The sequence below is a fragment of the Pseudomonas sp. GW821-FHT09A09 genome, from assembly GCF_059418405.1.
Genome location: NZ_JBWKPU010000005.1, coordinates 102143 through 121338 on the forward strand (window position 1 = coordinate 102143; position 19196 = coordinate 121338).

22 protein-coding genes and 1 tRNA gene are annotated in these 19196 nt (G+C 60.3%); 6 read left to right on the top strand and 17 right to left on the bottom strand.

Annotated elements, in window-relative coordinates; genetic code table 11:
• Positions 1-74: 74 nt before the first annotated feature.
• Positions 75-2192, bottom strand: coding sequence for a TonB-dependent receptor family protein (locus AC07OV_RS05970; protein ID WP_495091786.1), 2118 nt, complete (start codon positions 2190-2192; stop codon positions 75-77).
• Positions 2193-2415: 223 nt separating this feature from the next.
• On the opposite strand from AC07OV_RS05970, the gene AC07OV_RS05975 reads away from it, so the two are divergent.
• Both AC07OV_RS05975 and AC07OV_RS05980 read left to right on the top strand, forming a co-directional pair.
• Positions 2416-2574 (top strand): hypothetical protein, encoded by a 159-nt coding sequence (locus AC07OV_RS05975; protein WP_176995579.1) that lies wholly within the window; start codon positions 2416-2418, stop codon positions 2572-2574.
• A 5-nt stretch (positions 2575-2579) separates the two neighbouring features.
• Positions 2580-3206: a helix-turn-helix domain-containing protein gene (locus AC07OV_RS05980; RefSeq protein WP_176995578.1), complete on the top strand. Its 627-nt coding sequence runs from the start codon at positions 2580-2582 to the stop codon at positions 3204-3206.
• Between the two features lie 56 nt (positions 3207-3262).
• Here the strand turns inward: AC07OV_RS05980 and AC07OV_RS05985 are convergent, their stop codons facing one another.
• The 4 genes from AC07OV_RS05985 to AC07OV_RS06000 all read right to left on the bottom strand — a co-directional run bounded on the left by AC07OV_RS05985 (position 3263) and on the right by AC07OV_RS06000 (position 5705).
• Positions 3263-3781: a hypothetical protein gene (locus AC07OV_RS05985; RefSeq protein ID WP_495091787.1), complete on the bottom strand. Its 519-nt coding sequence runs from the start codon at positions 3779-3781 to the stop codon at positions 3263-3265.
• Positions 3782-4072: 291 nt separating this feature from the next.
• Positions 4073-4327, bottom strand: a complete 255-nt coding sequence (locus tag AC07OV_RS05990) for a hypothetical protein (protein ID WP_176995577.1) — start codon at positions 4325-4327, stop codon at positions 4073-4075.
• A 157-nt stretch (positions 4328-4484) separates the two neighbouring features.
• A complete protein-coding gene (locus AC07OV_RS05995; RefSeq protein WP_495091788.1) occupies positions 4485-5234 on the bottom strand; it encodes a hypothetical protein in 750 nt (249 codons plus the stop codon).
• Positions 5235-5405: 171 nt separating this feature from the next.
• Complete coding sequence (locus AC07OV_RS06000) at positions 5406-5705, bottom strand: GNAT family N-acetyltransferase (RefSeq protein WP_176995575.1); 300 nt, start codon at positions 5703-5705, stop codon at positions 5406-5408.
• Between the two features lie 118 nt (positions 5706-5823).
• Here AC07OV_RS06000 and AC07OV_RS06005 point away from each other — a divergent pair, with 118 nt between their 5' ends.
• Positions 5824-6798, top strand: a complete 975-nt coding sequence (locus AC07OV_RS06005) for a fimbrial protein (protein WP_495091789.1) — start codon at positions 5824-5826, stop codon at positions 6796-6798.
• A gap of 176 nt (positions 6799-6974) precedes the next feature.
• Here AC07OV_RS06005 and AC07OV_RS06010 read toward each other — a convergent pair whose 3' ends face one another.
• Complete coding sequence (locus AC07OV_RS06010) at positions 6975-7541, bottom strand: YuaE family lipoprotein (RefSeq protein WP_256349821.1); 567 nt, start codon at positions 7539-7541, stop codon at positions 6975-6977.
• A gap of 177 nt (positions 7542-7718) precedes the next feature.
• Between AC07OV_RS06010 and AC07OV_RS06015 the strand changes: the two genes are divergently transcribed.
• Positions 7719-8411 (top strand): YoaK family protein, encoded by a 693-nt coding sequence (locus AC07OV_RS06015; protein ID WP_495091790.1) that lies wholly within the window; start codon positions 7719-7721, stop codon positions 8409-8411.
• A 113-nt stretch (positions 8412-8524) separates the two neighbouring features.
• On the opposite strand, the gene AC07OV_RS06020 is transcribed toward AC07OV_RS06015, so the two are convergent.
• Positions 8525-8615 (bottom strand) — tRNA-Ser (locus tag AC07OV_RS06020).
• A 152-nt stretch (positions 8616-8767) separates the two neighbouring features.
• Here AC07OV_RS06020 and AC07OV_RS06025 point away from each other — a divergent pair.
• Positions 8768-9439 (top strand): Bax inhibitor-1/YccA family protein, encoded by a 672-nt coding sequence (locus AC07OV_RS06025; RefSeq protein ID WP_176995520.1) that lies wholly within the window; start codon positions 8768-8770, stop codon positions 9437-9439.
• A gap of 62 nt (positions 9440-9501) precedes the next feature.
• Here the strand turns inward: AC07OV_RS06025 and murB are convergent, their stop codons facing one another.
• From murB to AC07OV_RS06065, 8 genes are all read right to left on the bottom strand, one after another.
• Positions 9502-10521, bottom strand: a complete 1020-nt coding sequence (gene murB / locus AC07OV_RS06030; protein WP_495091791.1) for a UDP-N-acetylmuramate dehydrogenase — start codon at positions 10519-10521, stop codon at positions 9502-9504.
• Positions 10518-10982, bottom strand: coding sequence for a low molecular weight protein-tyrosine-phosphatase (locus AC07OV_RS06035; protein ID WP_176995518.1), 465 nt, complete (start codon positions 10980-10982; stop codon positions 10518-10520). Before AC07OV_RS06035 ends, murB begins: the two co-directional genes overlap by 4 nt.
• Positions 10982-11746 (bottom strand): 3-deoxy-manno-octulosonate cytidylyltransferase, encoded by a 765-nt coding sequence (kdsB, locus tag AC07OV_RS06040; RefSeq protein ID WP_495091792.1) that lies wholly within the window; start codon positions 11744-11746, stop codon positions 10982-10984. The genes AC07OV_RS06035 and kdsB overlap by 1 nt, the downstream gene beginning before the upstream one ends.
• On the bottom strand, positions 11743-11928 hold the full coding sequence (locus tag AC07OV_RS06045) for a Trm112 family protein (protein ID WP_003174668.1): 186 nt from the start codon (positions 11926-11928) through the stop codon (positions 11743-11745). The genes kdsB and AC07OV_RS06045 overlap by 4 nt, the downstream gene beginning before the upstream one ends.
• A 23-nt stretch (positions 11929-11951) precedes the next feature.
• Positions 11952-12962, bottom strand: a complete 1011-nt coding sequence (gene lpxK / locus AC07OV_RS06050) for a tetraacyldisaccharide 4'-kinase (RefSeq protein ID WP_494996886.1) — start codon at positions 12960-12962, stop codon at positions 11952-11954.
• Complete coding sequence (locus AC07OV_RS06055; RefSeq protein WP_495091793.1) at positions 12962-13390, bottom strand: ExbD/TolR family protein; 429 nt, start codon at positions 13388-13390, stop codon at positions 12962-12964. Before AC07OV_RS06055 ends, lpxK begins: the two co-directional genes overlap by 1 nt.
• On the bottom strand, positions 13387-14022 hold the full coding sequence (locus tag AC07OV_RS06060; protein ID WP_176995514.1) for a MotA/TolQ/ExbB proton channel family protein: 636 nt from the start codon (positions 14020-14022) through the stop codon (positions 13387-13389). Before AC07OV_RS06060 ends, AC07OV_RS06055 begins: the two co-directional genes overlap by 4 nt.
• Positions 14023-14131: 109 nt before the next feature.
• Positions 14132-16357 carry a DNA internalization-related competence protein ComEC/Rec2 gene (locus AC07OV_RS06065; protein ID WP_495091794.1) on the bottom strand — a complete coding sequence of 742 codons (2226 nt, stop codon included), beginning with the start codon at positions 16355-16357 and terminating at the stop codon, positions 14132-14134.
• A 135-nt stretch (positions 16358-16492) separates the two neighbouring features.
• Here AC07OV_RS06065 and AC07OV_RS06070 point away from each other — a divergent pair, with 135 nt between their 5' ends.
• Complete coding sequence (locus tag AC07OV_RS06070; RefSeq protein WP_176995512.1) at positions 16493-17008, top strand: DUF2062 domain-containing protein; 516 nt, start codon at positions 16493-16495, stop codon at positions 17006-17008.
• Between the two features lie 4 nt (positions 17009-17012).
• On the opposite strand, the gene AC07OV_RS06075 is transcribed toward AC07OV_RS06070, so the two are convergent.
• Together AC07OV_RS06075 and AC07OV_RS06080 are read right to left on the bottom strand one after the other, a co-directional pair.
• The gene (locus tag AC07OV_RS06075) at positions 17013-18383 is read right to left on the bottom strand and encodes a sensor histidine kinase (RefSeq protein ID WP_494996884.1); all 1371 of its coding nucleotides are present in this window, start codon (positions 18381-18383) and stop codon (positions 17013-17015) included.
• Positions 18370-19098: a response regulator transcription factor gene (locus tag AC07OV_RS06080; RefSeq protein WP_176995510.1), complete on the bottom strand. Its 729-nt coding sequence runs from the start codon at positions 19096-19098 to the stop codon at positions 18370-18372. Before AC07OV_RS06080 ends, AC07OV_RS06075 begins: the two co-directional genes overlap by 14 nt.
• Between the last annotated feature and the right edge of the window lie 98 nt (positions 19099-19196).

The following is a 19196-nucleotide window of genomic DNA, read 5'->3' on the forward strand; positions in this document are numbered from 1 at the left end:
GTGTGTCAGTCAACCCCTGAGGGACTGATACACCGCAATCGCCGGCAAGCCGGCTCCTACAGTGAAATGGGGTGTTAGCGCCAGCTCCAGGAGACACCGGTGAAGATGCCCCGACCATCGGCTGGGGTCGACCGGGCAGCGTCCTGCCCTTTGTCGTCATAACCCGGCGTGACGGTGTTGGCGTAGCGCCGGTTGGTGAGGTTGCGCAGGTCGATCCAGGCTTGCCAGTCCTGTTTCGGCGCGTCGTAGCCGAAGGTTGCGCCGAGGGTCGTGTAAGCCGCTGCGTAGTAGGAATTGGCGTAGTCCACCGCCACCCGCGAGGCATGCTCGGTATTGAGGCTGGTGTAGAAACCGGTCGGGTGGCTGTAGCGCAACTGGGCCTGGTAGTAGTGCTTGGGAATGCCCGGCAAGGTGTTGCCGCCGAAGCGGTCGTCGTCGCGGTAGTGGAAATCGCTGTAGGTATAGGCTTGGCGCAGGGCCAGTTGGCCAGTGCGGCCGCCCTCCCAAAGCGGGCTGAGCAGGCTCAGTTCCACGCCTTGGTGCACGGTGGGGCTGGCGTTGGATTCGGCGACGATGGCGCTGCTGGTCTGGGTTTGGGCCTGGGTTTCGACGGTGAGCAGTTCATGGCGCACTTCGGAACGGTACAGCGCCAGGTCCCACTGGCCGAAACGGTGCTCGCCACGGGCGCCGACCTCAAGAGTGGTTGCGGTCTGATTGCGCAGGTTCACGCCTTCACGTTGCAAACCGGTGGCCGGGCCGCTGCCAGGGCCGAAGTATTTATTGGACCCCCAGATCATCGACCACGCGTGCGGCGGCTCTACCGAGCGGCTGAGGTTGCCGTACACCTGCAATTGCGGGTTGAAGTCATAGCGCAGGCCGATGCGTGGCGCGTAGTCCCAGTTCTGCTGGCGGGTCGGCGTATGGGTATCCGGGTAGGTAACTTCGGTTTCGCGACGAGTGTAGATCGCCGCCAGGCCAGTGGTGAGCCACAGATCCGGGACCAGCTCCAGGTCGTTGCCGATGTGCAGCACGGTGTCGGAGCCCAGGTAGCTGTAGTCGCGGGTCTTGGTGCCGGGGGCATAAATTGCGGTATTACCGGCCGGTGTGCGCACGTACTCCGACGCGCCGTTATTCGGCATCGCCTGGGTGGTGCGCAGGCCGACGGTAGTTTTGCTGTCGCGGCCGAACAGCGTGTCCTGGCGGATGTAGTTGAGGGTGCTGCTGATGTCGGTGTAGGCGACTTTCAGGCGGTTGGTGCCTTCGCGCAGGTCCATCGGGTAGTCGTGGTACGCCAGCCCGACTTCGACGCGGGAGCTGTCGTCCAGCTGCAAGGTGGTCTTGTTGGCGATCCAGGTGGAGCCCGGTTGCAGGCGCTTGGAGTCACGTGCGGCGTTGAGGCTGTTGGCGGCCGTGGGGTCATGGCTGATCTGGTAGCGCATCAGTTTGCCGGGGCTGTCGTTGGTGGTTTCGCGGTAACGGAAGTAGAAGCGTGTTTCCAGGTCCGGGTTGAAACGATAGCCGAAGTTGGCCGCGATACCTTTACCCGTGCCGGCGCTCTGGTGCTGGTAGCCGTCGGACTGCGAGTCGGTGAGGCTGATGTAGTAATCGGCATCGCCCAGCACCTGGCCCGAACTGATTTCACGTTGGGCATACCCACGGCTGCCCGCTTCATAGCGCACTTGCAGCTTGGGCGCATCGTAGCCGGTGTGGGTGACGTAGTTGACCGAGCCGCCGAGGGCCAGCGCGCCCTGATCGAACCCGTTGGCGCCGCGCAGCACTTCGACGCGGCTTTGCCACAGCGGGTCCTTGAGTTCGTAAGGGGTGCCGCCCGGGCCGGTCAGCGGCAGGCCATCGAGCATTTCATACAAGCCCGACGCATGAGCACCCGGGCTGCGGTTGAGGCCCGAGCCGCGAATCGACAGCTTCACGCCTTCATTGTTCGCCGCCTTGGCGTACACCCCTGCCTGGTACTTGAATACATCTTCATTGGTGCTCACCCGGCCCTGCTGCACGCTGCTCATGTCGATGTAATTGGTACCGCCGGGCACGCTCCTGAGTTGTGCCTGGGCCACCTCGCCAGCGCTGGCTTCGCTGCTGGTGACTTCGACCGGGGCCAATTGCAGGTCTTCGGCGTGTACCAGCGAGCTGAATGTCAGGGCGGTCAACAGGGGCAAAGGGTGGCGCAACAGCATCAGGCAGGTCCTTGGGAATCGGGGGCAAAGAGGTGGGATGGCAGGCGCGCCCGCCAGGTCACGCTTAATTAACGGACCAGAGCCTTCCCACAACAGCGTCGGACCTGATTTATTTTCTAAGTCCAAAATCGAATTAACACATGCAAACTCAGTATTTAAAGAAATAACACGCACGCATTACTGTGAAGCCATCGAGTCACCCACGCCCCCTGAGAACGCCCCCATGCAAACATCGGCCACCGTCATCGACTTCACGCTCCACCGTAAACGCCGCCAGGCGCGTGCTGCAGCCGAGTTGATGTGGGCGATGTACGCCGCACGTGCCGGGCTTGCGGTGTTCACCGCCCAGGCAGCGCCCTCCAGCGATACTCGCCGGGCGTAAGGCCGATGAATTTCCTGCACGTGCTGCCCGAACCACCCGAACCCCTGCCCAAACCGAATACCGACGACGATGTGATCAGCCTGTGCGTGGCGCACAACCTGCAACGCCTGCGGAGCAAGCGCCATTTGTCACTGGATGGGTTGGCGCGGGCCTGCGGGGTCAGCCGGGCGATGCTGGCGCAGATCGAGTCGGGCCGCAGCGTGCCGTCGATCAAAGTGCTATGCAAGATTGCCAAGGGTTTGAAGGTGTCGGTGGCAGCGTTCCTGGAAGACCGCGCCTTTGAAGGTGTTGAGGTCTTGCCAGCCCAACAGAGCAAGCGCCTGGTGAGTGCCGATGGCGCGTTTATCAGCCGTGCGCTGTTCCCCTACGATACGGCGCGCCAGTCTGAGTTTTACGAGATCCGCTTGCGCGCGCTGGGCGAAGAAGTATCCGAAGGGCATGGCCCAGGCATCCAGGAAAACCTGGTGGTGGCTCAGGGCGTGCTGGAAGTCAGCGTCAACGACGAGCGTTATCTGTTATCAACCGGCGATTCGATCCTGTTCTACGCCGACCAGCCCCACCGCTACCGCAACCCGGCCGACAGTGAAGCCGTGGCGTTCCTGGTGATTACCTATCCAGAGCGATTGGACTGACCCTGAATGCAAAAACGCCCCGAATGATCGGGGCGTTTTTTATTGCGCGGGACCTGTCAGCAGGTGCAGCACATCATCGGCATGCCGTTGCAGCTCATCATCATGGGCATAGCGCAGTCGTTCATCATTTTGTTCATGAGCATGCAGCAGTTTTTCATCATGTCCATGCTCATGCCGGGCATCGGCATCATTTTGCACATCATGCTGTCGGCCATCATGGTGCACTCCATCATGCACGTCATCATCGGCATCGACATGCCCATGGACATCATCGGCATCATCGGCATCATCGGCATGTTCATGCCGGTCATCATTTTCATGGCGTCGGCCGACATGCCCATCATCGACATATTGGCGCACTGCATCATCATCGGCATGCCGCAGTTCATCATCATCGCCATCATTTCGGCGTTGGTCTTGAACTGAGCCATGTCCATACCGGCTGCTGGCTTCATGGTGCACATCATGGCGTCAGCGGCCATCTCGCACTTCATGGTGGCCATCATCATCGGCATGCCCATCATCGGCATCATGGGCATGGCGGTGTTCATCGGCATCTGCATTGCATTCATCATGTTCGAAACTCCGTAATCGACAGGAAATGGCTAAGTTCTGGCGCCGATTCTAGAGCCGCCAGACAGCGGCGCAAGACGACGGCAGAGCAGCGGCAAAGGCTGTTCGGGGGCAAGCTTAGTTGACCGAAACAGCCGTGCACGACGCGATAACATTTCTATCGACGCAATAACGAACGCAATCGCCGCTGAGTGCGCCTAAACGACGTTTTAGATATTCGAAACAGGTATTGCATCAGACCGGAAGGAAATAAACGATCTAACTGCCGCATAAAAAAACAATCAAACCTTGGATCAGAGCGTCTGCATCAACTCATCGGCCTCTGAACCTTGTGGAAACCTGAAGCCGTACATCTCATCACACGCCAGAATATCGGCCAAGGCTTCGCGAAGCTGCACTTCTGTTTGCGGATCACGCAGCAGCTTAGTGGCCGATAGCAAGACCTCTGCAGGAGCACCCTGGGCGCTCGCGGCCTCGATCACCGCAAACAGGATAAATCGCAGGCGAATTTCGCGATCAGTGGGCCAAACGGTTTTTTGCTTACCCAAGGTAGGCACTCATTTTTAAGGAAAGTCCGAGGCTATGGCCCACCGATGGGTGTTTCAAGCCAGTGGATACAAGATAGGCCGCCTCCTACAAATGAAAGGGAAACGGCGCACTGGATGTCACATCATTAAACGCCCAGACCCGATGTATCACCCGCCACTACTGCACTGGCAGGAAATTCATCAGCAACAGGCTTTGCGCGTAGTTAAGGCCGATGCGTCGGTAGCGCTCATCGAGCATTTGGGTCAGCAGGTCGAGGCGCGCAACGATCTTGCCGAATTCCACCGCAAAACTGAGGTTGCTGCCCTCCTCCGAGATCTCGTTGGAGAACAGCAACAGCGCGCCGTTGGCATCCTGGCGCTGGCTGAGCAACCAGGTGGCTTTCTCGATATTGCGCGCGGCATTGCTGACAAATTGCGGGTTGATCGAATCGGTCATGTAGAACTCGGTGCGCCCGCCGTGGGCGGTCACCAGCATGCTGCCGATCGCGTAGATGAACGCGCCGACCCGGTCGCCGTGAAACTCGGGGCTCAGGGAATAGCTCAGGGCTGCAAGGTCGCGGCGCTCGCCCAGCGCAGGCAATGGACGGCGGTTCTCGATGGCCATGCGTATTTCCCGCGCGGCGCTCACCGCATCCGGGTAACCCGACTGCCGCCACTGGCTGGGGTTGCGCAGGTAGAGCTTGTTCATCAGCAGGTAGAGGCTTTGCAGGTTGTCACGCATGCCCAAGGTGGCCATGCGGTCGACGCTGGTCTGGAAGAATTCATCGGGCTTGCCATTGCTGAACTGCTTGGCGATATCGCGGCTTTGTTGCTGGGTACAACCGCCGCCACACAGCATGAGCAGGCTCGCCAATAGCAATGGCCAGTGCATACGTCGACGTGTAAAAAGCGTTAATGTTCGATCCATCGGCACCCGATCTGATTCTTCTCGCCACACACGGAATGAGCGTGGCCGGGACAGAGATAGAGCCGAAGAATGTAAAAAAGTGCGATGAGGGAGCCGATTGCTGAAGAATCTCACATGCATCGCAGCCATTGCCCAGCCTTCGCAACGAGTGCGAGGCCTTGGCGCTGGGAATCATGCGTCGACCACCGAACACCGCCCCTCAAAGCGGGCCCGCTCAATTTTGTAGAAGCAGTTCTCCTGCGTGCCATTCGCCAGTTGCTTGATTGAGGTGTGCGAAAACTGCCCGCCGATTGTCTCCATGGCCCGCTGTAAACGGATGTTCTGCCCCGCGACGTGAAACCAGACGGTATCGACCCATTGGAATGCATGCCTGAGCATTAATCGCTTGAGTTCGCCATTGGTGCCACCGCCCCATTCGGCAGACGGTGGAAACAGGTCCGCCTTCGGATTGGACGCTTTTGTCCGACCCAACTTCCTGCAGCCCCCACCCAATGTCAGAAGGCAATCAACGCAGCACCCAATCTAAGAATTGCCTGATTTTTTCAGGTGTACGCGATCAATACGATAGGCGTCCACCCTGATACCCATCATGGCAATAAACCACATGTGCTTTTTTAAAAAACAACGCTGGCTGCGCTCTGTGCTGACTGCCGCAGCCACCCTCATCTTTGCCAATTCAACGAGTGCATACGCTGCGGATTGTTATTTCACGCAAGGGCAGGCGTTCACCGCTAACTACGCCAGCGCCCCGGTTGCCTTGACCGTGCCCCGCGATGCTCCCGTAGGCACCGTGGTTTACGAGGAATCAATCACCGCTCCGTCGCAGGGTTTTAATTGCCCTAGGTCGTCTCCCTTTATTTTCGCCCTGGCTCCCAAGTTTGGCAGCGTTACGACAGGCAATGTCTTTCCCCTGGGTAAAACAGGGCTGTCACTCAAAGTAAAAAACTCAGTGAATGGTTACTTAAACGTTGATAGGTTGCTTAATGGCTCTTATTTGGATGTCGCGAGAAGCTACACGATAGAGATTATTAAATCGAGTGAGCTCTCGTCGCAAAATGAGGTTCCCGCAGGAAACCTGGGGGCGCACCGCTATGGAGATCTTGACCTGGTTAAAATCAACCTGGTCAACCCCATTATCCTGAACGCGGCTTCCTGCCAGACCCCTGATGTATCCGTTCAAATGGGGGACGATTATTACCTGCATGAGTTCAGCAATGCCGGTGACGCACCTCACACGGTGAAATTCAACATCGGCCTTAGCCAATGCCAGTCAGGCATTCAAAAAGTCACCTACTCCCTCAAAGCCAATACTCAAGTCATTGATCAGCAGCAGGGCGTCGTGGCGTTGAACGCCAGCTCAACGGCAAAAGGCATCGGCTTGAAACTGATGGACGACGCCGGTCAACCAATTGCACTGGGCACCACCTACCCGTTCAATGGCTTCAATACCACGGGTACAAGCTTCAACATTCCTCTATCAGCGGCTTATTACCGTCTGGCGGCAAGCGAGCTGAGCGCCGGAACGGCGAACACTTCAGTCACTTTTATAATGAGTTACCTGTAAACGGTGGGAACGTAAGAGGCCCCACGCTGCTCACCCGAGGATGATCACGCATAAAAAAATCCCGCAGGCCTTTGACTTGCGGGATTTTTTTGATGTTAAGAGCGCGCCCAGGGAGTCGAGCCCACTTGCTGAACATCGCGTCATGCGGGCAAAAGACGCTCGCTAACGTGGAGTCATTATTTGGCTTGACGGAGCACCAGCTCCGACAGGCGGGTCTTAACCCGGAAGCAGAACTCACGAATTTGAAATTGATAAGCAGGCATAACCATGTAGTTCAAATCAGCACCGATGGAGTCTTTGATTTCCATGTATTTAGCCGTCTTGGCAGCAATGGCCTGGTACTGCGCCTCGTACTTATCGTAAGACGCCTTGCTGTAAATCTTTAAGACGTCCAGCTCTTTACGGCATTGCTCAGCGCGACTCTGGTTCAGGTTGGTGTCTGCTTCGTCCTGAGCGGCCTGCGAAGAGGCTGGGGCCTGCTGGGAGCTAACACTCAGGGGCGCAGGTGCGGCTTCATAGCGCACAGTGTAATCGTGGGGTGTCGACGGTGCGGCTTCAGGCGGCGCTGCCTGTACGACGGCAGGTGGTGGAGCCACTTTAGGTTGTTCTGGAGTTTTCGTAGCGCAACCCGAGAGGGCAAGTCCGACCACTACTGCGATGCCACACATTTTATCCATCGGTTCCACCAAAAAGTAATTACGGTTGGCTGAGTCGTTAGGTTCTAGGTAAAAGTAGTCGCTCACTCAATGATCGAGTGTAATTTTTTCTACCAGCCTCAAGGCGCTCAGCCTCTCTTCCTTGAGCGCACAGATGACGGATAATAGTAAAAAAACAAGGAGATGACGAGTAAAAGCTCATCAGAAAAGTCACAAGCCTCGTAGGACATTTACCGTGAGCCCGGCCGATGCAAGGAGTGAAAATTGCTTCCTGAACTGAACCTCTACACGGTGCGCGCCAAACGCATCGCTAAGATACGTGCAAAAGTAGGCCTTTACTTCGTTGCGGCGCTGTCCTTTCTCGCCGGCATGACAGACGCTATTGGCTTCACGGCCACGGGTGATTTTGTTTCTTTCATGAGCGGAAATACCACTCGACTCGCCGTTTCAATCGGGGCGCATGATGACTCCACTGCGCTCGGCATCACGGCTTTGATCCTGACCTTCATCCTCGGCAACGCACTGGGCGCAATCGTCGCCCGCATCGTTGGCCGGCGTTCCTGGCCATTGCTGTTTTGCGTAGGCGCCCTGCTCTGCCTGGCCACGGTCATGCCGACGCCATTTCTCGCGCTTGTGTGCGCGGTGCTGTCCATGGGCATGATCAATGCCGTGGTCGAGGAGATAAATGGACTTCCAATCGGGCTGACCTACGTCACCGGCGCGCTATCACGCTTTGGACGCGGCCTTGGGCGTTGGTTGCTGGGTGAACGCAAGCACGGGTGGAGGGTTCAGCTTATACCGTGGGCCGGCATGCTGATGGGGGCAGTGGCGGGTGCGTTGCTGGAGCGCGAACTGGGCCTGCTTGCGTTTACCGTCGATGGTGCGTTGGCGATTGGCCTGGCGTGTGCTTCGGTCATGATTCCTCCGCGCTGGCAGAGGGCTTATATGCCCGGGTAGTCCTGAAAGGCGTATGAGCGAGAGGGAGTTGTTCGTGAAACCGACCTTCTGACATGGAGGCCAACCCCCAAAAACACAAAAGCCCCGCATTCGCGGGGCTTTCGTTTGAATCTTGGCGGGAAACCAGGGATTCGAACCCTGGAGACGCTATTAACGTCCGCCGGTTTTCAAGACCGGTGCATTCAACCACTCTGCCAATTTCCCTTTTGCATCACAGGATTATAGTAGCCTATCCCGTCTCAGCGGGCGCCATAATACCCGAATGAAACACACTGTCAAACTCTCGCCATAGCTTGTTACAGAGCGTCTGTTATGATCTTTGCGACTGAACGTTTCAAAACTGAAGGAGTGTCGCCATGCGCGAACAGAATTACGCAGTGAATGGTAACGCGCAGGCTGAGCAGCTTGAAGTCAGCCGCGTGTTGCGCAATACGTACGGCTTGCTCGCCCTTACCCTCGCATTCAGCGGCGTGATGGCGTATGTGGCGCAGCAGATGCGCGTCGGCTACCCGAACATCTTCGTCGTGCTGATCGGTTTCTACGGCCTGTTCTTCCTGACCAACAAGCTGCGTGACTCGGCCTGGGGCCTGGTGTCGGCGTTTGCCCTGACCGGTTTCATGGGCTTCATCCTCGGCCCGATCCTCAACCGCTACCTCGGCATGGCCGGCGGCGCGGAAGTGGTCAGCTCGGCGTTCGCCATGACCGCTCTGGTGTTTGGTGGTCTGTCGGCCTACGTGCTGATCAGCCGCAAGGACATGAGCTTCCTGGGTGGCTTCATCACTGCGGGTTTCTTCGTGTTGCTGGCGGCCGTCGTAGCCAGCATGTTCTTCCAGATCAGCGGCCTGCAGTTGGCGATCAGCGCCGGTTTCGTGCTGTTCTCCTCCGTGTGCATCCTGTTCCAGACCAGCGCCATCATCCACGGCGGTGAGCGTAACTACATCATGGCGACCATCAGCCTGTATGTATCGATCTACAACCTGTTCATCAGCCTGTTGCAGATCTTCGGCATCATGGGCCGTGACGACTGATTGCTAGCGACATAAAAAAAGCCCCGCATCGAGAGATGCGGGGCTTTTTTGTGGCCGAACGGTCAGTACTGGTTAGGCTCCATTTCCAACTCGACCTTGAAGCGCTCAGCGATATCCCGCTGGATACGCTGCGCCAGGTCGGCAATGTCATGCCCGGTGGCCGTGCCGTAGTTGACCAGCACCAGCGCCTGCATCTTATGCACGCCGGCATCACCCTCGCGAAAGCCCTTCCAGCCGGCCTTGTCGATCAGCCAGCCGGCCGCGAGCTTCATCTGCCCATCCGCCTGGGGGTACGCCACCAGGTCGGGGTACAGGGTTTGCAGCTCGGCCGCCAGCACCTGGGACACCAGCGGGTTCTTGAAGAAGCTCCCCGCATTGCCCAGCTCGGCAGGGTCCGGCAGTTTTTCGCGGCGGATGCTGCAGATGGCACGGCTGACATCACTCGGCGTCGCGTCGGTGATCCCCTGCCCCGCCAGGCGCTGCTGCACCGGGCCGTAGTCGAGCTTGAGGTGGCTGGCGCGACTCAGCGCAAAACGCACCCGCAGGATCAACCAGCGCCCGACCTCATGCTTGAACAGGCTGTCGCGATAGGCAAACCTGCACTCTTGCAGACTGAAGTCGCGCAGCTCACCCGTCTGGCGATCCAGTGCGGTCAGGCCGGCGAATACGTCCTTGATCTCCACACCGTAGGCGCCGATGTTCTGCATCGGTGCAGCACCCACCGTGCCGGGGATCAGGCTGAGGTTTTCCAGGCCGCAGAAACCGTGCTCCAGAGTCCACAGCACAAACGGATGCCAGGCCTCGCCCGCTTCTGCCTCGACGACCACATGGATACCGTCGTCGTGCAGCACGCGGATTCCCTCGCTGGCCATGCGCAGCACCAACGCCGGGATATCCTGGGTCAGCAGCAGGTTGCTGCCGCCACCGATCACCAGCAAGGGCAGCGCTTGTGCAGCCGCGTAGGCCAGGGCTTCACGCACGTCGGCGTCGCTGCGGGCTTCGGCGAACAACTGCGCACGCACATCGATGCCAAAGCTGTTGAACGGTTTGAGCGACACCTGCGCCCGCACCTGCAAGGTCATAACCGCCCCTTCAATTCGATGACCAATGAATCACAGGCCTGTTCGATCAAGTCCAGGACCCGCTCAAACCCTTGCTCACCTTCGTAGTAAGGGTCTGGCACTTCATCCACTTCGCCTTCATAGCGACGCAGGAACAGATCCAGCTCGGCCTTGCCCTGCCCCGGCTGCAATGCCTTGAGGTTGCGCAGGTTGCTGTTGTCCATCGCCAGGATCAAGTCATACCGCGCAAAGTCCGCGCGGGATACCTGCTGCGCGCGCTGGGCCGACAAGTCATAACCGCGCACCAGCGCCGCACGCTGGCTGCGCTGGTCCGGCGGGTTGCCGACGTGCCAGTCACCGGTGCCAGCCGACGCCACGTCGACCTGCCCCGCCAAACCCGCCTCGCGCAATTTGTGGCGCAACACGCCCTCGGCGGTCGGGGAGCGGCAGATATTGCCCAGGCAGACAAACAAAACTTCCATCAGGCCCCCAGCAGGCGACGGACGCGCTCTAGGTCTTCCGGGGTGTCGACACCGGCGGGCGGCGCTTCCAGTGCATCGCCCACGTGGATACGCACGCCATGCCACAGGGCACGCAGTTGCTCCAGGGACTCGGTGTTTTCCAGCCAGCACGGGCCCCAGCTGACGAAGTCATGCAGGAAGCCGGCGCGATAGGCGTAGATGCCAATGTGGCGACGATACGGCACGCCCTCGGGCAACACGTCACGGGTCTTGGCGAACGCATCCCGCGCCCACGGCAGCGTCGAGCGGCTGAAGGTCAGCGCCAGGCCGTTGATGTCGCTGACCACTTTCACCACGTTCGGGTTGAACAGGGTGTCGATGTCTTCGATGGGTTCGGCCAGGGTCGCCATGCGTGCTTCGCCATGGGCAGCCAGGTTGGCGGCCACCTGGTCGATCACGCTTGGCGGAATCAACGGCTCATCGCCTTGCACGTTGACCACGATCGCATCCGGCGCCAGGCCCAATTGCGTGGCCACTTCGGCCAGGCGGTCGGTGCCCGAGTTGTGGTCTTCGCGGGTCAGCACGGCTTCGGCACCAAAACTTTTGCAGGCCTCGATGATGCGCGGGTCATCGGTGGCGACCACGACACGCTCGGCGCTGCTTTTGCAGGCCTGCTCCCACACCAACTGGATCATCGGCTTGCTACCGATCAATTGCAGCGGCTTGCCCGGCAAACGGGTGGAGGCATAGCGGGACGGAATGACAACGGTAAAGGCGGTGGTCATTTATCCAGACGCTCATCGGTGGTCAGGGTACGGGCTTCGCTTTCCAGCATGACCGGAATGCCATCACGGATCGGGTACGCCAGGCCGGCGCCTTTGCTGATCAGCTCGGTTTTATCGGCGCTGAGCTTGAGCGGGCCTTTGCAGATCGGGCAAGCGAGGATGTCGAGCAGTTTGGTGTCCATGAGTGTTTCCTGGAAAGAAGCGTTTAAGGCAAAAGACGGGCGGGCAGCAGGCGCATCAGCTGCGTGTCGAACCAGGCGACAAACGCCGGCGACGGCAGCGCGTCCACTGCAAGGTACCACCAGTCGGGCCTGGCAAAGGCGCGGCACTTCACCGCGTCCTTTTCGGTCATGACCAGCGGCAATGACGGTGAAAAATTCAAGACCTCGGCGCTATACACCGCGTGGTCGGCGAACGCATGGGGTATCGGCCGCCAGTGTAGCGTTTCAAGGGTATTGAAGAAACGTTGCGGGTTGCCGATGCCCGCCACCGCGTGCACCTGCTGGCCGGCATCAAAATGGTCGACCGGCTGGCGCTCGCCGGTTTTGACGTTGATCAGTGCCGTGGGCACCAGGCGAAAGGCAAAACCATCGTCACGGTCAGCGCCAGCGCCGTTGTAGAGCAGCGCATCGACGCTTTGCAGGCGCTCCACCGGTTCGCGCAGCGGCCCGGCCGGCAGGCAGCGGCGGTTGCCCAGGCCACGGGCGGCGTCGATCAGCACCAGTTCAAGGTCGCGAGCCAAGCGGTAGTGCTGCAGGCCATCGTCGGAGAGAATCAGGTCCAGGGGCTCACTGGCCAGCAGCGCACGGACGGCGCGGCTGCGGTCGGGGTCGATCATCAGCGGCACGCCGCTGCGCTGCACGATCAACAAAGGCTCGTCGCCCGCCACCTCGGCGCTGTGGCTGGCCTCAACCCGCCACGGCAAGTGCGGCGGCTTGGCGCCATAACCCCGGCTGACCACACCCACGCGCAAACCGCTGCGCTGGCAGTGTTCGATCAACCACAGGATCAGCGGCGTCTTGCCGGTGCCGCCCACGGTGATATTGCCCACCACCACCACCGGGACCGGTGACTGGTAGATCTGCCCCTCGCCCGCCAGGAAGCGCGCACGCTTGCGCTGCACTACGTGGCGATAGAGGGATTCCAGCGGCCGCAGCAGCGCGAGCGTCGGATGACCTTCGTACCAGGCCTTGAGCAAACGATCGGACATGGCCATCAGGGTTGGCTCGCCGCCTCGACGGTGGTCATGCGCAAATGGCTGAAGCCGAGCTTGCCGGCCGCGTCCATTGCCGTGATCACTGCTTGATGCTGGGTCTTGCCGTCGGCACTGATCGACAGTGGCATCTTGGTATCGCCGCCGGATTCTTTCTGCAAGGCGTCCATCAGGCTGGCGAGGTCATTCTCCTCCAGCAGGTGGTTATTGACCGAATACACGCCGTCGGCGCTGATGGCGATGTCCAGTTGCTTGACCTCCTGGTCCTCGGCCGGCGAGCCGCTCACCGCTTCCGGCAGGTCGACCCGCAGTTCGGTTTGTCGGGTAAAGGTGGTGGTGACGACAAAGAACAGCAGCAGGATAAACACCACGTCGATCAGCGACGCGAGGTTGATATCAACGTTTTCCCGTTGCTTGCGGCGAAATTTCACGCTTTGCCCTCGACCAGGTCCACATCACGGTCGCCCTGCACCACTTCAACCAGCTTGATGGCTTCTTGCTCCATGCCCACCACCAGTTCATCGATGCGTCGCTGCAGGAAGCGGTGGAAGAACACCGACGGGATACCCACCATCAGGCCCGCAGCCGTCGTGATCAGCGCCTTGGAGATACCACCGGCGAGCACCGCCGCGTTGGTGGTCATGCCCGAGCCCATGAACGAACTGAAGATGTCGATCATGCCCAGCACCGTGCCCAGCAAGCCCAGCAACGGCGCCATGGCCGCAATGGTGCCGAGCGCATTGATGTAGCGCTCCAGCTCATGGATGACCCGGGCAGCGGCCTCTTCGATGCACTCTTTCATGATCTCGCGACCGTGCTTGGAGTTGGCCAGGCCCGCGGCGAGGATTTCCCCCAGGGGCGAATTGGCACGCAGTTCCTTGAGTTTGTCCTTGTCCAGCTGCTTGTTCTTGATCCAGGCCCAGACCTGCCCCAGCAAATGCTCGGGGGTGACGCGACTGGCGCGCAGGGTCCACAGGCGTTCGGCGACGATGCCGAGTGCGGCGATGGAGCTCAAGATGATCGGCAACATCATCCAGCCGCCGGATTTGACCAATTCCCACACAGTGAATGTCCCCTCGAAAAAGTGCGCCACTTTACCATATAGGTTCGCTGGCTGGGTTTGTCGGCCGCAGGCCCGCCCGTCGCGGGGCCTGGCCTTGGGCAATGCACCACTAGGGTAAGGGTTCGCGCCAGAAGCGACGTTGACTGCGCGCAACAACCGGTGGCTGGAAAGCGCCCAATTGCAGGCGCACCGCGCCCTGTTCCGCACTGTCATAGCGCTGGCTGCCCAGCGCCCGGTAACGTTCGATGACTTGGGCGTGAGGATGGCCGAACGCATTGCCACGGCCCCGTGAAATCAACACTGACTTGGGAGCCAGCCGTTGCACGAAAGGCCAGGAGGAAGAGCTGTGGCTACCATGGTGCGGCGCCTGTAACCAATCGACAGGCGCCGCCAAGGGTGAGCCAAGCAAGACCCGCTCAGCAGCGCGATCGATATCCCCCGTGAGCAACAGACGCTCGCCACTGGCCTCGATCAACAATACGCAGGACTTGGCATTGCCAGAAATCGCGTCGGGCCACTGCCATAACTCGAACGACACCCCATCCCATGTCCATTGCTCACCGCTGATACAGGGTTGCGTATGGAGAAACGCCGGCAAACCTGTGGTCTCCCCGCCCACCACTCGCTGGACGGGCAGCCCTCGCGCAACCGCTGCCGCGCCGCCGGCATGATCGGCGTCGGCATGGCTAATCAGCATCAGGTCCAACTGCCCTACCCCAAATTTTTTCAGCGAAGGCAGCACGACACGAGCGCCCAGATCGGAATCTCCCACCCGGGGCCCCGTGTCGTAAATCATGGTGTGATTGCGCGTGCGCAGGATCAACGCCTGCCCCTGGCCGACATCCAGTTGCACCACGTCCACTTGACCGTGGGGCACCAATGTTCTCGGTGGAAATACTGCCAGCATCAGCATCGGCCACCCCAGCAGCCGAAACGGAACACCCTTGGGCAACAGCAGCAACACAGCACCTGCCACACTTACCAGCCAATAGCCCAAAGGCACTTCGGCCGGCACCCAGGCCGGCACGTGCCCGGCGAGCAAGGCCAACCCGCGAAACAGCCCATCCAACGCCCCGCCTGCCAACCAAAGTAGCCCTTCCCCCGCCCACGGCACGGCCAACAAGGCCGTTCCCAGAAGCGCCAACGGCAACACCACCAGGCTGATCCACGGCACGGCTAATAAATTGGCCACGGGGGCACTGAGGCTGATGGGCAGCCCAAGCACCAGCAGCAAGGGAAACAGACCGATGGCAATCAACCATTGCGGGCGGGTCCACAGTTGCCAGGCACTCCAACGCCCCAAACGCCCGCCGAAGCTCAGGGCCAACACCGCAACCGCCGCAAACGACAACCAGAACCCCGGCTGCAAGCTCGCCAACGGTTCAAGCAGCAGCACGCTGTCGAATGCCAGCAACAGCGGCCACCAGATCCCCAGATGCCGGAAGCGCAAACGCCATAGCAAGACCAGGCCCACCATTACGCACGCCCGCTGTACCGGTACGCCAAACCCCGCCAGCAAGCCATAACCCAGCGCTGCGGCAAACGCCAGGCCACAGGCCCAAGGCAGCCACGGCACCGTTCGCGGCCAGGCGCCATAACGCGCCAGGCCGGCGACTAGGCCATAGATCAAACCCGCCAACAAGCCGATATGCTGACCGGAAATCACCAGCAGATGCACGGTGCCGGTGTCTTGCAGCACCCGCCAGTCTTCGGCCTTCAGCCCGGAACCGTCCCCCAGCACCAGCGCCGCCAGGCCCGCTTCACGACCTTGGGCGTCCACCGCCATCAGTTGCTGACGCAGCGAATCGCGCCAGGCATTGCGCGCCGACGTGAGGCGCTCGCCATCCTTGACCGAGCCGGTGGCACCGATGCGCTGGGCCAGTAGCCAGGCCTCGTAATCAAAACCGTGAAAATTGAGCAACCCCGCGGGCCGCTTGAGCTTAATTGCCAAGCGCCACCGCTCGCCGCTTTTAACCGGCGGGCCACCATGCCAGGACACCCGGATACGTTTGGGCAAGCGAGCATTGCGCGACCGACTGTCGGCCAGTTCGAAACGCACCCCGGTGGCCGTCTGTTGCGGCAACCCGACCACACGCCCCTCCACCCAACGTGTCTGCCCGTCCAGAGTCGGCTTGAGACGATCATCCAATGCCCACTGCGCGCTGATGCACGCCCAGCTCAACCCCAGCAGGAAGAACGCCAGCGGGTAGGTCCGAAACGGCAGCAGCATCAAGGCCAGCACCGGCATGGCCAGCAAGCCTGCAGTCGGGGGCAGTGCCGGTAGAAATCGCAAGGCCAGCAAGCCAAGCGCGAGGGCGAACATCCCGGTTCTCATGGAGCTTCCTTTTCAAAAGTTCCAATCAGTCTTAGCCGGGCCCTCAGGGCGACCTATGATGTTTTGTCACAAAGTCTGAATTTTCTGTTTATAGAATGCGGGCATACTTGCCCCTCGAACTGACCTGGACCCCTTATGCCCCGGCGCTTATTCAAACGGTACATGCCCGATCCCAGCAGTATCAGGGAACACAAGTCATTACAGTTTCTCGGCACATTGCTGCATGACCCCAACCTCTGGCACCTGAATCGCCATTCCGTAGCGCGGGCCATGGCCGTGGGCCTGTTCGCGGCGTTCATCCCGATTCCCTTGCAGATGCTGCTGGCGGCCGTGCTGTCGATTGTCGTACGCGCCAACATGCCGATTGCCGTCAGCCTGGTCTGGCTGACCAACCCGATCACCATGCCGTTGGTGTTTATCTGCACCTACCTCACCGGCGCCTGGCTGATGAATGTGCCGCCACGCAGCCTGCCCGACAACCTCACCTGGGAGTGGATCAGCAGCCAACTGAGCACCCTCTGGCAGCCTTTCCTGCTGGGTTCCGTGGTACTGGGGTTGGTGCTGGGAGCGTTGGCCTATTGCCTGACCATGATCTATTGGCGCTGGTGGGTTGCCCACCAGTGGAAAAAGCGCAAACAGCGTCGCGCCTGAAACCTCAACGGGCCAGCAAGCGCAGGTGTACCCGCAGGCCCTTCCCGGTATTTTCCGCCCACAAGCGACCACCCTGACGCTGCACGGCGTTGCGCGCGATGCTCAAGCCCAGGCCGAAGCCACCGTCGCCAGGCCGTGAACCTTCCAGGCGGGTAAAGGGCGCAAAAATTCGCTCAAGGTCCTGCTCTGCGATGCCCCCGCCCTGATCCTCCAGCCACAGGTGCCAGTAGTCACCCTCACGGCACCCGTCCAGCTTCACCAGACCGTGGGCGGGAGAATGGCGGATGGCATTGCGCAACACGTTTTCCAAGGCCTGGGCCAGTGCATTCAGGTTGCCGCGCACCCAGCAATCGGCCGGCAACAGGCAAGGCATGCGCGACGCCGGCCAGTCACTCTCGTAACAGGCGTTTTCGCGCAACATGTCCCACAACGCCTGCAACTGGATATCCTCGTTAGGCAGCGGCGCCCTGTCACTGTCCAGCCACGCCAGTTGCAGGCTGTCTTCCACCAGGCGCTGCATCGCGTCCACTTCACGTGCCAGCCGCTCGCGCAACTGCGCAAGGTCTTGCTCACTGTCACAGGCCACCCTCAGACGGCTCAAGGGGGTGCGCAATTCATGGGACATGTCGCGCAGTAACTGTTGTTGCAGCACCACGGTGCCCTGCAAACGCTCGGACATATGGTCAAACGCCCGACCCAGCTCGCCCAGTTCATCCTGGCGGCTGATGGCCTCGCGGGACATCCGGGTATTGAGTTGATCGGCACGCCAGGCGTTAGCCTGCTCGCGCAACTGATTGAGGGGCATGATCAGCAGCCGATAAAGTCCAATGCACAGCAGCAAGGTAAACAGGCCCGGGATCACGCCATTGGTGACCACTCGCCAGAACAATTGGTAGCGCCCTGGCATAAAACGCTTGGGCAATTCGATGACCAGCGAGCCAGCACCGGGGTCCATCGGGAACGGGATTTTCACCCACGGCAGGCCTTTGACGTGCCGGCTCACCGGCCACTCCAGCCCGCGCAAGAAGGTCAGCCGCTGGCTTTCCTTGTCACTCAAGGGTGCACTGCTGAGGGATTGCAGGTCGTTGCCAATCACGCCGATCCAGGTCGATTCACGCTGGGCCATGACGTGCAGCCAGGCATCCACACCGGCATTGCCTTGGGTGTTCCACGCCAGTTCGGCGCCGGCGGCATAGCCCTTGAGGATCTCGCGCGACTCATCGGCCAGGTAGGCATTCTGCTCTTCCATGTAACGGCCCCAAGACCAACTGAGCCAGATCATCAGCAAGCAGAAGGCAATCAACAGGCAGGCCAGCTTCCAGAATAACGAGTGCTTGCCGGGCAGTTGTTTCAGCGCGCGTTCAAAGCCCTTCATCGTGACCGCTCAGCACATAGCCCTTGCCCCACACCGTGCGCACCTCGCGCTCGCTGTAGCCGATGGCCTTGAGCTTGCGGCGGATCTGGCTGATGTGCATGTCGAGGCTGCGGTCATGGGGGGCATAACCGCGTTGCAACACATGCTGATAAAGGAAGGCTTTGCTGAGCACCTCGTCCGCACTGCGGTGCAGGGTTTCCAGCAGGCGGTACTCGCTGCGGGTCAAACCGGCCCAGTGCTCCTGATAGAAGATGTCGCACAGCTCGTCGTCAAAACGCAGGGAACGCGCGTCATCACGCGGCGCCAAGGGTGTCGGCAACGGGCGACGGTCCAGCGCCACGCGACGCAGGATGGCCTCGATGCGCACGCGCAGCTCGATCATGCTGAACGGCTTGGGCAGATAGTCATCCGCCCCCAGGCGAAAACCACTGATGCGATCCGCCTCGGCGCCCAGGGCCGACATCAGGATCACCGGGATCGCGTGGCTCTGGCGCAGGTGGGTGAGAATCGACAACCCATCGAGACCTGGCAACAGGATATCCATCAACACCACATCAAACGCCTGGTCCCGGGCCATCTGCAGGCCTTGCTGGCCATTCTGGCACCAGGTCACCTGGAAGCCACAGCGGCCCAGGTGCTCGTGGACATAAGCGCCCAGCACAGGGTCATCTTCGATGGTCAGGATACTGGGTAGGCCAACTGCTGCGGGATTCATTAGCGTCTGCAATTCATTCTCAATGGCCGATTATTCAAGATTAAACCGTCACAGGCAATCGCCACCGGGCACCGAATGGCCCGAAGATTGCCACCCGT

What these genes read in the sequence shown, in the direction of transcription:
- AC07OV_RS05970 (WP_495091786.1), bottom strand. Translation starts at nt 2,192, where the DNA reads ATGCTGTTGCGCCACCCTTTGCCCCTGTTGACCGCCCTGACATTCAGC.
- AC07OV_RS05975 (WP_176995579.1), top strand. Translation starts at nt 2,416, where the DNA reads ATGCAAACATCGGCCACCGTCATCGACTTCACGCTCCACCGTAAACGC.
- AC07OV_RS05980 (WP_176995578.1), top strand. Translation starts at nt 2,580, where the DNA reads ATGAATTTCCTGCACGTGCTGCCCGAACCACCCGAACCCCTGCCCAAA.
- AC07OV_RS05985 (WP_495091787.1), bottom strand. Translation starts at nt 3,781, where the DNA reads ATGATGAATGCAATGCAGATGCCGATGAACACCGCCATGCCCATGATG.
- AC07OV_RS05995 (WP_495091788.1), bottom strand. Translation starts at nt 5,234, where the DNA reads ATGGATCGAACATTAACGCTTTTTACACGTCGACGTATGCACTGGCCA.
- AC07OV_RS06005 (WP_495091789.1), top strand. Translation starts at nt 5,824, where the DNA reads ATGGCAATAAACCACATGTGCTTTTTTAAAAAACAACGCTGGCTGCGC.
- AC07OV_RS06025 (WP_176995520.1), top strand. Translation starts at nt 8,768, where the DNA reads ATGCGCGAACAGAATTACGCAGTGAATGGTAACGCGCAGGCTGAGCAG.
- murB (WP_495091791.1), bottom strand. Translation starts at nt 10,521, where the DNA reads ATGACCTTGCAGGTGCGGGCGCAGGTGTCGCTCAAACCGTTCAACAGC.
- AC07OV_RS06035 (WP_176995518.1), bottom strand. Translation starts at nt 10,982, where the DNA reads ATGGAAGTTTTGTTTGTCTGCCTGGGCAATATCTGCCGCTCCCCGACC.
- kdsB (WP_495091792.1), bottom strand. Translation starts at nt 11,746, where the DNA reads ATGACCACCGCCTTTACCGTTGTCATTCCGTCCCGCTATGCCTCCACC.
- AC07OV_RS06045 (WP_003174668.1), bottom strand. Translation starts at nt 11,928, where the DNA reads ATGGACACCAAACTGCTCGACATCCTCGCTTGCCCGATCTGCAAAGGC.
- lpxK (WP_494996886.1), bottom strand. Translation starts at nt 12,962, where the DNA reads ATGGCCATGTCCGATCGTTTGCTCAAGGCCTGGTACGAAGGTCATCCG.
- AC07OV_RS06065 (WP_495091794.1), bottom strand. Translation starts at nt 16,357, where the DNA reads ATGAGAACCGGGATGTTCGCCCTCGCGCTTGGCTTGCTGGCCTTGCGA.
- AC07OV_RS06070 (WP_176995512.1), top strand. Translation starts at nt 16,493, where the DNA reads ATGCCCCGGCGCTTATTCAAACGGTACATGCCCGATCCCAGCAGTATC.
- AC07OV_RS06075 (WP_494996884.1), bottom strand. Translation starts at nt 18,383, where the DNA reads ATGAAGGGCTTTGAACGCGCGCTGAAACAACTGCCCGGCAAGCACTCG.
- AC07OV_RS06080 (WP_176995510.1), bottom strand. Translation starts at nt 19,098, where the DNA reads ATGAATCCCGCAGCAGTTGGCCTACCCAGTATCCTGACCATCGAAGAT.